This is a genomic window from Archangium gephyra (assembly GCF_049060025.1).
GTDB lineage: Bacteria > Myxococcota > Myxococcia > Myxococcales > Myxococcaceae > Archangium > Archangium gephyra_A.
The window spans coordinates 6,268,254-6,282,256 of record NZ_JBMEQQ010000002.1; the positions used below are offsets into that span (position 1 = coordinate 6,268,254).

At 67.0% G+C, this 14,003-nt stretch carries 7 protein-coding genes; 3 read left to right on the forward strand and 4 right to left on the reverse strand.

Annotated elements, in window-relative coordinates:
* Positions 1–3,150 carry an ATP-binding protein gene (locus ACN28I_RS27165; protein ID WP_420944841.1) on the reverse strand — a complete coding sequence of 1,050 codons (3,150 nt, stop codon included), beginning with the start codon at positions 3,148–3,150 and terminating at the stop codon, positions 1–3.
* The gene (locus tag ACN28I_RS27170) at positions 3,114–5,417 is read right to left on the reverse strand and encodes an AAA family ATPase (RefSeq protein ID WP_420944842.1); all 2,304 of its coding nucleotides are present in this window, start codon (positions 5,415–5,417) and stop codon (positions 3,114–3,116) included. The genes ACN28I_RS27165 and ACN28I_RS27170 overlap by 37 nt, the downstream gene beginning before the upstream one ends.
* Before the next feature lie 119 nt (positions 5,418–5,536).
* Between ACN28I_RS27170 and ACN28I_RS27175 the strand changes: the two genes are divergently transcribed.
* Together ACN28I_RS27175 and ACN28I_RS27180 are read left to right on the forward strand one after the other, a co-directional pair.
* Positions 5,537–6,715: a GNAT family N-acetyltransferase gene (locus tag ACN28I_RS27175; protein WP_420944843.1), complete on the forward strand. Its 1,179-nt coding sequence runs from the start codon at positions 5,537–5,539 to the stop codon at positions 6,713–6,715.
* A gap of 246 nt (positions 6,716–6,961) precedes the next feature.
* A complete protein-coding gene (locus ACN28I_RS27180; RefSeq protein ID WP_420944844.1) occupies positions 6,962–7,651 on the forward strand; it encodes a glycosyltransferase in 690 nt (229 codons plus the stop codon).
* Between the two features lie 173 nt (positions 7,652–7,824).
* Here the strand turns inward: ACN28I_RS27180 and ACN28I_RS27185 are convergent, their stop codons facing one another.
* Positions 7,825–9,105 carry a hypothetical protein gene (locus tag ACN28I_RS27185; RefSeq protein ID WP_420944845.1) on the reverse strand — a complete coding sequence of 427 codons (1,281 nt, stop codon included), beginning with the start codon at positions 9,103–9,105 and terminating at the stop codon, positions 7,825–7,827.
* A 159-nt stretch (positions 9,106–9,264) separates the two neighbouring features.
* Here ACN28I_RS27185 and ACN28I_RS27190 point away from each other — a divergent pair, with 159 nt between their 5' ends.
* Positions 9,265–9,450, forward strand: a complete 186-nt coding sequence (locus ACN28I_RS27190; RefSeq protein ID WP_420944846.1) for a hypothetical protein — start codon at positions 9,265–9,267, stop codon at positions 9,448–9,450.
* Between the two features lie 1,056 nt (positions 9,451–10,506).
* Here ACN28I_RS27190 and ACN28I_RS27195 read toward each other — a convergent pair.
* Complete coding sequence (locus ACN28I_RS27195) at positions 10,507–13,824, reverse strand: hypothetical protein (RefSeq protein ID WP_420944847.1); 3,318 nt, start codon at positions 13,822–13,824, stop codon at positions 10,507–10,509.
* Between the last annotated feature and the right edge of the window lie 179 nt (positions 13,825–14,003).

Sequence of the window (14,003 nt, forward strand, 5' to 3'; positions counted from 1 at the left end):
TCAAACCGTCTGGCGGAGCGACTCGGCGGCGGAGGGGCCTCCCAGGGGCAGCTCCAGGGTGAAGCTCGCGCCCTGCCCGCGCCCCTCGCTGGCCGCCACCAGGGTGCCGCCCATCTCCCGGGCGGTGTTGGCCGCCCAGTGCAGGCCATGGCCCAGGCTCCCCTGGCGCGTGGTGAAGCCGTACTGGAAGACGCGCTGCAGGTCCTCCGCCGGAATTCCCACGCCGTTGTCGCGCACCACGAGCTGGAAGTGCCCCGGCCCACTGGGGCGCGCCTCGATGCGGAGGCGCTTGTCCTCCCGCCCCGTCTCCAGCAACGCCTGCTTCGCGTTGCTGATGAGGTTGACCAGGATGTGCAGCGCCTTGTGCCGCTCCAGCGAGACGGCCGGCAGCCGCGCCATGTCGCGCTCGATGCGCACCTGGTGCTGGCTCAGCGAGGACCGCTGCATGCGGAGCGCGTCCTCGACGAGCGCCGCCACGTCCACCGGCTCGACGAGCCGCGGGCCATGGGCGTATGCCTGTTGCGCCTGGATGGTCGCGCCGATCTGCTCGAGGTTGGTCTTCATCGAGCGCAGGTCCTCGAGCATGAGGCCGGCGTCCCGCCGCAACCGGTCGCCCAGCTTGTCGAGGTACTCGGGAAGCAGCCGCGTCCGGGAGTTCCGCTCGGACAGCCCGGCGGCGCGCGCCTCCTCGCCCGCGAGCAACCGGGCGCTCTTCTTCAACTGGTCCACGGGCAGGTGGGTCACATCGTGGGTCAGGCTCTCGGTGGTCACCACGAGCGAGTTGAGGGAGTTGCCGATGTTGTGCAGCACCCCGCTGGCGATCTCCGCCATGCCCGCGCGGTGGGCCATGTCCACGAGCTGCTTGTGGGCCGCTTCCAGCTCGCGCGTGCGCTCCTGGACGCGCTGCTCCAGGCTCCCGTAGAGCGCCGCGTTCTCCAGCGAGAGCGCGAGCTGCGAGGCCAGCAGCGTCAGAATCTGCAGGTGCCGGGAGGTGAAGACGCCCGGGGCCAGGTTGTTCTCGAGGTAGACGACGAGCAGCAGCCGGCCCTGGTGGAAGATGGGGAGCGACAGGACGGAGCGAGGCGCCTGGCGGTGGACGTAGGGGTCCTCGCCCAGGAACTCGTCGCGCGACAGGTCCTGCACCAGCAGGGGCTGTTGCGTCCGGATGCAGAGCCGGACGATCGAGGCGGGCACGTGCTCGGCCCCCGCGGGCGTGCCACTCGCGTAACGGCGGGTCTCCCCCGTGAGGGCGGTGTGCTCCATGACCAGGGAGAGGTGCTGCCGCTCCTCCCGGAGCAGGACACAGCGCTGGGCCCCGGCGTTCTCGCAGAGGATGACCACCACCCGCTCCAGGAGCCGGTCCAGGTGCATCTCCGAGAAGAACACGCGGGAGGCCGTCAGGACGCTCTGGAGATCCATCAGGGCCAGCTCGGTCCGGGTCTCGCCCGAGGCGCGCGGCTCGTGACTTCCGGCGGGATGGGCGGGCAGGCCCTGCTCCGCGTAGCGGGCGGAGATGTGGCGCAGCAGGGCGTGCGCGCCCCAGCGCGAGCAGGCCTCATACGCGTCGTGCAGGTGGGGCCTCGCGCGGTGCCCCAGCCCCCACTCGAGGAAGAACCGGGCGGCCAGCTCGTGGGCGAGGGCCTCGTCGTTGGGCTGGTCGTGCTCCCGGGCGAGCGCGATGGCCCGATCGTAGTGCTCCAGGGCCTCGGCGCGTGCGCCGCGCACCCGGCAGCGCTCGGCCTCCACCAGGTGGTAGGCGTGGAGGAAGTTCATGGGGGCCGAGCGGGACCAGCGCTCCATCCGCTGCTGGTTCGAGGCAATCCGCTCCAGCGCCGCGCTCCGCTGCGCCGCCTCCAGCCCGGGCAGCACGGCGAGCCGCGCCAGGGAGTCGAAGAAGAAGTAGCGGGGAACGAGGAGCTGGGCCGCCACCGTGGGCAGCAACGGCTCCGCCGCGTCGGCGCTCTCCACCGCCAGCCGGTACTGCCCGAAGAGGTAGGCCAGCATCAGCTTGTTGACGTACGCGATGCAGCTCGCCGTGCCGTCGCCGTCCGCCAGGTAGCGCGGAAGTTGCTCGTCCTCGTTCCAGGCCCGCCCCACCAGGCGCCAGGGCGTCTCGCCCTCGCCCGAGAGGTTCAGCACCGCCTGCTGGTACACCGCGTACTGCCGGAGCGTCACGGCGCGGTGATGGTGCTCGAGGACCTGCCGGTACTCGACCATCTCCCCGGCGAGCGCGCCGAGCGGCCGCCCCAGGAAATACGAGTGGTGGCAGTAGAAGTCCGCCGCCCACCCCATGAACTCGAGGTCTCCCGTCTCCAGCCCGCTGGCATACGCGTCCAGCAGGGGCCGCAACGTCTCGCGCACGTGGCGCTTCCAGTGGATCGTCTTGGCGTTGACCACGTAGAGCGTCTTCGCGCGGGGCTCCCGGGCGTTGAAGCGCTCCAGAATCGTCAACGCGAGCTGGCCGGCCTGGTAGCCCGCGTCGAGCTCGTCGAACACCCCGCAGAGGATGAGCCCGAACATCGCGAAGGTGGAGGCCGCGATGGGCGAGATTCCATGCCGCGTGGTCATCACGACCGTACGGAAGACGAGCAGCGGCAACAGCGCGGGCCTCGTCTGGTAGGCGGGCGGCGCCAGCAGGGTCATGAGCCGCACCGCCGCGAGCCGCCCGGCATCCGTCATCTCCGGCAGGGAGAGGAAGCGCTCCGGGGCCCCTTCTCCCACCGCGGCCCGGACCTCCTCGAGTCCACGCTGGAGGTCCTCGGGCTGGGGCGACTCCGGGAACTCCACCCCCAGCGCCTTCAGCAGGTGCAACCCCGTGTCGAGCGCGTAGGCCATCCGCTCCTGGGCGATGGCCGTCTGGATGCGGATTTCATGGACCCGCACCCGGTCCAACACCGTGCGCGCGTGGGACAGCACGGCATCCACCAGCTCGTCCTGACGGGAGAAACGTCTGCTGAGCCAGGACGCGCTCGCCGCCTCCTCGTGGAGGGCGAGCGTCAGCGCGTAGTCCGTTTCCCAGCTCCCCGGCGTCAGGAGCGACAGCCCCGCCTCCAGGTACTCCCGGGCCACGTCATACGCGGCTGACGCCAGGGCCCGCCTGCCGGCCTGCAGGTTCAGCCCCGCGAGCACGTGGCGCTCCCCCACCTCCACCAGGAGCTTCCCGGGCGAGGTTCAGGTGGTTCACGATGTCGAACAGGTGCGCCTCCCGCTCCTGCGCGGAGGCCGTCGCGAGCAGGCGCCTGCCGATGTCGAGGTGGGTCCGCCGCCGGTCCTGCTCGGGGATGAGCGAGTGGGCCGCCTGCTGCACCCGGTCGTGCAGGAACCGGTAGCGCGCCGGGAGGGGCTCCACGCCGGGAGCGCCCGGGCCCAGGGGCTCCTGGTAGAACTTGTAGACCTCCGAGGTGGGGAGGATCAGCCCCTCCCGCAGCGCGTGCCACAGCGCCGCCGCCGTGTCCGCCTCCGGGCGCCCATACACCCGGGAGAGCGTCGCCAGCTCGAACCGGTTGCCGATGCACGCGGCGAGCTTCGAGCACCTTCCGCGTCTCCTCCGGCAGGCGCTGGAGCTGGCCGGCGAGGAACTCCACCACGTCCGAGGACACGGACAGCGCGCGCACCTGGGCGAGGTCGCACTGCCACATGTGCTCGGCGGCGTCGTAGCTCACCAGGCCCTGCTGAAAGAGGAGCTTGAGGTACTGGGAGGTGAAGAAGGGATTGCCCAGGGTCTTCTGGTAGAGCAGCTCCGTCAGGGGCCGGGCCCGCTCCAGCGGACACGAGAGCGTCTCCGCCACCAGCTCGTTCACCGCCGCCTCGGTCAGCGGCGCCAGCGTCATGGGGTGGACCGGCACGCCGGCCTGGAGGATCTCCTCCAGCGTCCGCAGGAGGGGGTGGGCCGGGCCCACCTCGTTGTCCCGGTACGCGCCAATCACCAGCAGCCGTGCGGTGCCCAGCTCCGTGGCCAGCAGGTGCAGCATGTTCAGCGAGGCCGAGTCCGCCCACTGCAGGTCATCGAGGAACACCACGAGCGGGTGCTCCTCCGTCGCGAACACGCGGAAGAGCCGGATGAAGAGCCGGTGGAAGCGCTGCTGCGCGGCGGCGGGCGCGAGCTCCGCCACCTCGGGCTGGGGGCCGAGGATGCACTCCAGCTCCGGCAGCACGTCCACCACCACCCGGCCCTCCCCGCCCAGGGCCGCCTGGAGCCGCCGCTTCCACGCCTCGAGACCCTCGCCGCTCTCCGCCTGAAGCTGCCGCGCCAGGCTGGAGAGGGCCTGCACCAGGGCCGAGTACGGAATGCTCCGCCCGAGCTGATCGAACTTGCCCGAGACGAAGAAGCCCCGGGAGCGGACGACGGGCTTGTGGATCTCCTGCACCACGGCCGTCTTGCCGATACCCGAGAAGCCCGCCACCACCAGCAACTCCATCCGCCCCTGGCACACCCGGTCGAACGCCTGGAGCAGCGTGCGGACCTCCTCGCGCCGGCCGTAGAGCTTCTCCGGGAGGAGGAACCGGTCGGAGACGTCGCGCCGCGCCAGCTCGAAGGGCGGGACGCTGCCCTGCGCCTGGAGGGCGTCGAGACAGGTGCGCAGGTCGTGCCGGAGCCCGTACGCGCTCGCGTAGCGCTCCTCGGCCGTCTTGGCCATCAGCTTGAGGACGATGCGCTCGACCATCTCGGGGATGGCGGGATTGAGCGCACGCGGCGGGAGCGGTGGACGCGCCAGGTGGCAATGGGCGAGCTCCAGCGGGTGGGTGGCCTGGAAGGGAAGAAGGCCCGTGAGCAGCTCGTAGAGCGTCACGCCGAGCGAGTAGAAGTCGGTGCGGTAGTCGATGCCCCGGTTCATCCGCCCGGTCTGCTCGGGAGACATATAGGCCAGGGTGCCCTCGATCAGCTCCGGGCTGTCGAGCGTCTGGGTCTCCCGGGGCAGCCGCGAGGCGATGCTGAAGTCCGTCAGTTTGACGTCGCGCGTCCCGGGGTGGATGAGGATGTTGTGGGGCTTGAGGTCCTTGTGGATGACGCGGTGCTGGTAGAGCCCCTCAAGCGTCCCGGCCAGCGCGATGCCGATCTCCAGCACCTGGCGCGGGGTGAGCGGATGGGTCTCGCGGTAGTCCTCCAGCGACACATACCCGTCGTCCGCCATGATGATGGCGAAGCCATTGTGGCAGCGCTCGAGTGCCAGGGGCGAGACGACGCCCGGGAGCTGCAGGCCGCGGGCGATGGTGTACTGGTTGCGGAACTGGAGGAGTTCGGAGAACGAGGGCCGCTCGGCGCGCAGCAGCTTGAGGATGACGGGGGCGTTGTCTCGCAGACGGTGTCCCCGGTAGAGGAGGGACCTCTCGCTCACGTGGAGCAGTGCGCCCACCTGGTAGCCAGGAACGGAGGGGACGAGTGCCGGGGGCGCCGCGACGTCGAGGGACTGCCTCATGGAGGAATTCTCCATTGAACCCTCCGCCCCGGCCATCCGATTCAACACCCGTATGCTTCCCTGCTCTCCAAGTAAGGTTGCACGGCGAGCGTCCCGTACCCGCGTTAATAGGAGTCCTCGTGGCCGCCGACCTCCGCCTCCGAATCCTCGAGTCCATCGCCGATGTCCCCGCCGCCGCCTGGGACGCCCTCACCGGACCCGACGCCCCGCCCTTCATCCGCCATGCATGGCTGTCCGCCATGGAGGAGAGTGGCAGCGCCCGGCTGGAGACGGGCTGGGAGCCCCAGCACCTGACGCTCTGGCGCGGGAAGCAGTTGGTCGCCGCCTCGCCCGCCTACCGCAAGCACCACAGCATGGGCGAGTACATCTACGACTTCGCGTGGGCCAGTGCCGCCGAGCGGCTCGGCATCGAGTACTACCCCAAGCTCGTCGTCGGCGCCCCGCTCTCCCCCGCCACCAGTCCGCGCTTCCTCATCGCCGCCGGGGAGGACGTCCCCGCGCTGCGCCTCGCGCTCATCCAGGCCGCCATCGAGAGCGCTCGCGAGGGAGGCTGCTCCTCCGTCCACTTCCTTTATCCCCGCGAGGACGAGGCGGAGTTGCTCGAGGAGCAGGGACTGGCCCGCCGCATCACCCTGCAGTTCCACTGGAAGAACCCGGGCTATCGCGGCTACGACGACTACCTGGCGCGCTTCGACTCCAAGCGCCGCTCGCAGATCAAGCGCGAGCGAGGGGCCGCCGCCAACCAGGGCATCGTCATCCGCACCGTGCGAGGCGAGGAGCTGGGCTCCGAGCATGCGCGGCGCGCCTATGGCTTCTACGAGGCCACGTGCGCGAGCCGGGGGCCCTGGGGCCAGGTGCAGCTCAACGAGGACTTCTTCGTGCGCGCCTTCCGCTCGCTGCCGGAGACGGTGGAGCTGGTGCAGGCCGAGCACAAGGGGAAGGTGATCGCCGGGGCCTTCAATCTCGTCACCGCCGAGCGCCTCTATGGGCGTTACTGGGGGTGCCACGAGGAGCACCCGTTCCTGCACTTCCACGTGTGCCTGTACCACTCGGTGGACGAGTGCATCCAGGCGGGGCGCAAGGTGTTCGAGCCCGGCGCGGGCGGCGAGCACAAGATTTCCCGCGGCTTCGAGCCCACGGCGGTGCACAGCGCCCACCTGCTCTTCGACAGGACGCTGGACAAGGCGGTGCGCGACTTCCTGCGTCGCGAGCACGCGCACCTGCGTCCCGCCGTCGAGCAGGCCGAGCAGGTCGCCGGCCTCAAGCCCTGGCCCCTCCAGGGCCGCGCCACCGGCTGAGGTACGTCGAGGCCAAGCGTGAAATCAAAGCCAGGAAGAGAGAAGATGGGCTCATGACGCAGCCCCTTCTCCACCCGGCCCAGGAGCTCAAGAACAAGAGGCAGGCCACGGCACGGCCGCGCCACCGGATGCTGCCACCTCGAGTTCACAGGTCGGGCAGCGAACAGAATGAGGGGACCGGAGGGCATGTGCTCTAGAGCACCCTGCTGACCATTGGCCCAGGCGGCAATGAATACATTGGAGGCCATGCCGCCCCTCGTCTCGGTGGTCGTCCCCACGCACAATCGCCGGGCCCTGCTCGAACGCTGTATGACCGCGCTGGCCAGGCAACACATGAATGCGTTCGAAGCCGTGCTCGTGGATGACGGCTCGACCGACGACACGCCACGGGCTGCCATGAGACTGCGGGAGGAACTCCCGTTCGACTTGAAATACGTGCGCCAGTCCCAATCCCAGGGTCCTGCCTGCGCGCGGAACCAGGGATGGCGGGCCGCTCGAGGCAAGCTGATCGCCTTCACCGATGATGACTGCGAACCTGATCCCGACTGGCTCCCGCTCCTGGTCCAGTCCCTGACGGACGCGGCAGCAAACATCGCGGGAATCGGTGGCCGGGTGGAGCCAGCAACAGACGGGCTGATCTCCCGCTACATGACCTACCACCGCATCCTGGAGCCACCACCCTCGTGCTCGTACCTCGTCACCGCCAACTGCATCTACAGGCGCAGCGCGCTCGAGGAGGTGGGCGGATTCGACGAGCGCGTCAGGACCGCGGGAGGCGAGGACCCGGGCCTCTCGTTCGCACTGAGTGAACGCGGCTACCGCTTCGGCTTCACGGACCAGGCAGTCGTCCGGCACAACTACCGTGAGGGGCTGCTCGATTTCGCCCGGACTTTCTTCCGCTATGGAAAGGGGTGTCGCCTTGTCATGGATAGATGAGTTACGTCCCCGGGTGCCCTCCCCGTGGAACCTCTCCCGGGATCTGGTGGAGTGCTGGCACGCCTACCGCGACGATGGGATGGCACGACTCCAGGCCACGGCATTCCTGGGACTGCGGATCGCTCAACGCGCCTCGTACTGGGCGGGTTGGACCACAGGGGAGCTGAGCAGGCTCATGAAGTCCCTGCTCCGGGAATGAGAGGCTTGAACACACGGAGGGAAACCGGATCCGCGCTCGCCGGCAACGTGAAGCGCGAGCGCCAGCCGTTCTTCCGCAGGATGTCGATGGCGCGCAAAGCCTCGCTGGCGGTCAGCCCACTGCGAAGCATGGCGAAGTAAATGTAGGCGAACTCATCCGCCAGCGAGGTGGCGAAAGTGATGGGGTCGTCCGTATTGATCGACAGCAGCAGGGGAACCGACTCCCGTTCCGGCGTCACCATCGGAGGCGCCTGACCCAACGAGAGCGCGGGGTGGTCCTCCAGGCCCACCATGTTCGAGATCAACAGGTTGCTCGAGGGGTTGGTCTCGATGGTGATCTCCTGGTCGCGCAGCAGGGTGCGAAGCCAACGCCGGACATCCTCCAGGAAAGCGACTTCCCGCTCGTCTACCCGAACCTCCACGGGACGCTGCCCTCGCTGAAAGGCACCGACGTCGGTGAGGTGCCGCCAGACAAGCAGCAGGGAGCCATCGCGTACACCCACCGGCTCCGCACGTCGGTAGGGAAATCCAAGACGTGCGAGGACCCCGGGCTGGTGCCGGAGGCGGCGGGCCCGGATGAGTGCTTCAAGGCTGATCTCCTTCGAGGCATGGATCTCCTGACCCAGTGCCAGGGCCTCGGTGCGCGTACGCTCGACACGTGCCCCGTTGGCTGGAAGCACTCCCGAGCCATACAGATCCAGCTCCCAGAGCAGGTCGTCCAGCCGCTCCTCCGCAGGCTGCACCACCCGGCGAGCCTGTTCCGCCCAGGATGCCACATGGACACCGAGCACCAGGCCATGACCGATGCGGTCCCCCGCGCGCATGACCCCAAAGTCGAAGAGTTCGTGGACCCGGCGGAAGCCCTCCCCCAACCGGCGGAATTCCTCTCCGGCATGGTAGGTGACACGCAGCGGAGGAACGTTCCAGTGGGGTCGCTGGCGGCGGAGAATCGCCGCCGTTTTCCGGGAAGCACCCCGAAGGTGTTGAATGAGTGGAAGGGTCACCCAGGTCGGCGTCGCCAGCTCCGCGCTGGCCACATCCAATCCGCGGAGGAGGAGCAACAGTTCGGGGTGCTTCTCCAGCGCGAACACGATGGCATCCGCCTGACGCCGCCGATCCAGATACCAGGCGCCAAAACGAAAGCCGGTGCTGCTGCCAGCGGGGTCCGCATGAAGCCGCGGCCGGTTGCCCCGTCCCTTCAGGTTCTCCCGCTCCTTGATGAAGTGGAGGATCAGTCCCCGCTGTGGAGGCCGCACCTCCTGCGTGTGCGAGGGGAAGGGCGGCCGGCGGGAGTGCCCGCTACTCGCGAGCCGCCGGACCTCGTCTCGGATGGCGTACCATTGATCGGAGGGGGAGGTGCGGACCTCCAGCGAGCCGAGGTTCAGATCCTCGCTGTCGAGTTCGAGAGCGCTCTCATGGAGATGCAGGTCGAGCGGCCCCCTCAGTGCGGACAACCGTCGGTAGTGCGTCTGGAACCAATCGAGCCCCGCCGTCCCGGGCTCCTCGACGAGGAAGGCATGAGCCTCGCACCGGACGCGCTGGTACTGCCAGAAGACGGTGGCGAACGCGGCATCCGCTCGCCCCTCGTCCAGCAGGTATGACAGCCCACAGCTCGTGAAGCGGATTTCGGGAACCGCCTCCCCTGGCAGGGCGGCGAACCATCGGGACAGCGGATCCCCCTGGTGGATATCCTCCCGGCTCCGCGGCTGTCCGAGCGGGCTGCTGGCGAGCGCGCCATACAGCCGCTGGGACACGGCCAGGGGTTGCTCCGCGGCCCCTGTGACGACCCTGCGAATGGCACGACGGCATTCCCGGTAGCAATCCTCAGCACCCAGGGGCCAGAGAGCACGCTGGGAGAGCCGCTGCAGGCCCTCACCGCAGAACCAGGAGAAGTCCGGGAGGCCCCGGTCCCTTTGCCGCAGGAAGGCCGCGAGCAGTAACCGGACGGTCGCCGCAGAGAAGAGCATGGCGACGAAACCGCGAGCCGAACCGAAGGGGTAATGCTCGTCGCCCCGCATACGAGCAACCGGAGGTACATCCTTCGTGAACCAGCCCATCCAGAACGTCCAGAGCTGGGTGAAGGTGAAGGCGGCTCCCGCATGGAGATGAGTCTCCGCCACGGGCGCGCTCAGCACTTCCCGCAGGTGCGGTGTGCCCAGGCTCACGCTGCTCCCAGGCGGATCGTCCGTTCGGGTCGAATGGAGCGCCGCGATGAGCAGATCCGGCGGCAACCGGAGCGACAGCCAACGCCAGTGAGCCACACGTTCGGGCAGGTCCGAACGGCCTCCAATGGATTCGCTTCGAAGGGCCAGCCGCTGCCCGTCACAGGCGAGGTATCGTCCGGCGAGGGTGCGGAGATAGACCGCGAGCGGCACGGCCTCTCCCGCCCGCGCCGCGCCACGCCCCTCTCCGAACCACGCATGCTCCCGAAGCCCCCTCAGGGTCTCCAGTGACCGCCCTTCCGCCCGGGTACGGAGATGGAGCTCGAGTGCATCCGCGAGCCGCGCGGTGCTGGTATCGAGCACACCGGCAGCGGCATGGCCAAGGCGCAAGACACGCAGCGCGTACGCGACCCGCGAGGTCACGGGCCAGGCTTCCGCTTCCGCCACGAGGCGTTGGTATCGATCATCACCCGGCACGGTGTTTCGTCCTGTGCGTCATTCCCCGTCAGAGGGCTTGGGGCGTCGGCCACCGCCCTCTTTCGGGAGTTGGAACGCGCCCATCCGCTTTACCCAGGGATGCTCCTCCAAGCCACGATCCAAGGACTCCAGCGCAGCCCTAGCCTTTGATTCGGGAATCCCCGCATCCAGCATCCGCCGGAGCCGCAACTGATTCAGCAGGGAAATGTCGGGCACCTCGCGTCGGGAACCAGGACCAATGTCAGTCACCTCGCGCTGGGAACCAGGACCAAGGACGATCAAAATTCCCTCGGCGGAATCGGTGCTCAAACCCGACTCAGGAGTAGCCAACAAGATCAGACTTTCCAGGCCCACCTGCATGGCGCGGGCCCGCCGTCCATTGGCATGCTCCTTCTCCCCTTTGAGGTTATCGCTCCATTGTACTGCGGCTCTTACCCAATCATCCCTGGTCTGGGATACGCGGAGATAGGACCCCGGCCTGCCGCGTGTCTTGCATGAGAGATATGCACTGACGAGCCAGGAAGCGAGCGCATCAAGGATCAGGGTTTCAGCAGCCCCCTGACGAGCCAGCAACCTGCCTTTCTTCAATATCTCCTTCCAGGTCTCTTGAAGCTCCTCCCATTCCCAAAGAGAAGGCCATGGAATCGCAGGCCACGGCGCGAAAGTTCCTGCTTCTGGAAGTGTGACCTTTACATACGGCCACCACTCGTTCGATGGGGGCAGTGCCTTTTCGAGGTCATCCTGATCCATCGAATAGTCGAAAGCCAGCCGTAGCACAGCTTCCAACCCCAGTGGCACAGACGGAGTCAGGGGCTTCTCCGGACCTAGCTTGCTGAGATGGAATCTCAGACCATGCTCAACTCTCAATTGCCAGGAGTACTTTGGCACCTGTGCCCACTGTGCTCGAATTCTGTCGTGCAGTTCCTGGCGCAATTGTGCATCTCTGATGCGTACCCGATCGCCGGCCAATGCGACCTTCGGTTTCAAGTTCTTCCGGTTGCGTGCAACAACCAACTCTTCCCAGAGAGCCACCACAGCGTAGGCCACACCGCGATTGATTTCCGTGTACCCGTACACGGCCTTGCTTGCCTGCCTCAAGACGTTTGGCGGATTGAGTTCCAGCAGGCGTCGCCTCAACGAATTGACATAAAGCCTCAACGATGTATCCCCAGCTCGAAACCACTCCTCGGCCAGGGGCACACGGATGCTTGCCAGGGTATTGTCAACTAGATTTCTGATCGCCTCTTCTTTATCACCCGAACGTAAGCGGGAGCGACGCACAACACGGCGGATGAACGGATGGTCGGGGAATTGACTATCAATTTCTCCCTGGACACCATCCGCAGTCACCGTCTGGAACATTGCATGCTGCGCACCTCTTGCACGCCCCCTTTCCAGCGCCTGCTCCGTGCGCTGCAAGCGCGCCCGGTATTGTATCTCCGAGACCTGCTTCCAGTCCCGGCCGTAAGCGCTTGCAAGCGCCCCTAGGAGCTTCCCCGCGAATGCGGGAGAGGTTCCAGCTTCGGGAGTGGCGAGTTGGGCGGAATGCCTCAAAGCCCAATCCCTCATCGCAACCGCACGCTCGGTTTTCTGGTGCTTCGACAGTTCGACAACGGCTTCTCCCCATCGAGTCCAGTCAGGTTCTCCTGTGGGGATTCCTGGCTCGCGCTCGGAGCCCGCCGCCACCTGGACCGCCAACTGGAGGAAGCCCCATCCGAGTCGATCCAGGTTTTGGGAGCTATCACTAGGAATGGCCTCGAGCAGGCGCTTCCACCCCTTCACGAACCGATGGAAGTCGAGAAAGGAACTCCACATCGGCAGGACCCAGTTGAACACCAGTGTGGGCTGATACCCCCCTCGTACCCATCTGATCTCCACGAAGAAGTTCCGCGCGTTCTCCGGGACAATCGAGCCCTCGTACGAACCATTCTCATCGACGTGCACGAACTCGTGTGCCAGCAGGAAAGAGCCCAACACGCGAGGCGGAAACTCGACTGTATTCTTGCGGTTCGGCATGGGCCCGAAGACCCGCAGATTGCCTGGTGCGCTGATAGCGTATTCCCACTGTGGCCGAATCTGTGTGGACCCCCAAAAAGCCCCCTCGAAGCTCGCTTCCAGGGGGGTCGACTTCACGACCAACAGCTTGTTCTCGGCCTCGAAACGTACCAACTCCCGCCAGCGTTCGGTTTCGAAGCCAGCGCCGCGTGCAGAGTTCAGCGCATTCTCCCAGATCTTGAGCACGGCCCACGTGCTCGTGGCAGCCCCGTCCCGCCGGTGGAGGAGAGACTTCAACTCCTCCTGCATCGACAGGAGGCTGCGAATCCGATCCGGAAGGGCCGCGCGCATCTGCGAACTCTCGTCGAAGAATGCCGCCAGTTCCTGCACTCCTTGCGCGGCCATGACCCCCAGCCCCCTCCGCACGGGAAATTGCTGGAGGGTCGTCCGGATGGGGGTGGGTTGTGGCAACAGCAACACCTCGTCTAGATCGATCGGAGGGAGTGCGCAGCGCTGCCGTATGGGGATGATTTTCGCGTAGACGTCGTACGCCAGATGCTGTGCCCGACTCGAGTCCCCCTTGCTCATCTTCGTCTCGAACTCGGCCCGCAGCTTGGCGATGAACAGGTTGCTATCCCCCGTGAGGAGGAATCCCAGCCGCCGGTGCCAGAGCTTGCGGACGAGTTCCAACAGCTCTCCGGAGCGATCTGGATTCATGTCCGCGTCATCAATGGTCAGCAGAAAGAAGGGCAGGCGGTTGCGCTCCCAGCGCCTCCATTGCTGATAGTCCGAGACCAGCGCTTCCATGAACAGCCGGAAGCGGTGCATGGCATCGAGGCGCTGCAGCTCCCCGTGCTCCATCTCCACCGCATAGGACTCGGGATCCAGCCGGGCCTTTCGCTCCTTGAGATTGCCTCCCCAGCCAAAGGCCGCCGCACGGGCGAGCTCACGCCAGCGCCGACGCGACTGCAGCTCCTGCGTATCCACCTCCTCCCAGGCTTCGGGGACCCGCTGGCGTGGCTCTCCCTGATTGCCCTCGATGGCCTCCACCACGCGTTCGAGGTGCCCCAGGATGTAGAAGAGCAGGTTCGTGTCTTCTGGGAGCGGTTGGAGGTCGATCAACCCCACCGGGATGATGGAATGCCGAGAGCGGATGTGGCCCTCGAAATCCGCCACCACCTCAGATTCCGTGGCCGCATCCCGGTAGGACTTCAACAACGTGAGCAGCAACAAGGACTTGCCCGAGCCACGCCGCCCATCGATCAGGACCACGTGGTTGTCCCGGATGGGATCGATCTCCGGCAGATAGGAATGCCGGCTGCTGCTCTCCGGCTCGCTCAACCTACTCTCGGACATCTCCGCGAGGAGCCTAGCCGCCTGAACTCCGGCACGCTGTTGGTCGCTGGTCAGTTGCTCGAAATCGAGCGGCGCGGCCTCACGGCGGAGATGCCCGGGCCCATCAGGATCGGAAGTGGTCATGGAGCGAAAGTGCGAGGAGGAACCTCATCCTCGGCGAGGAG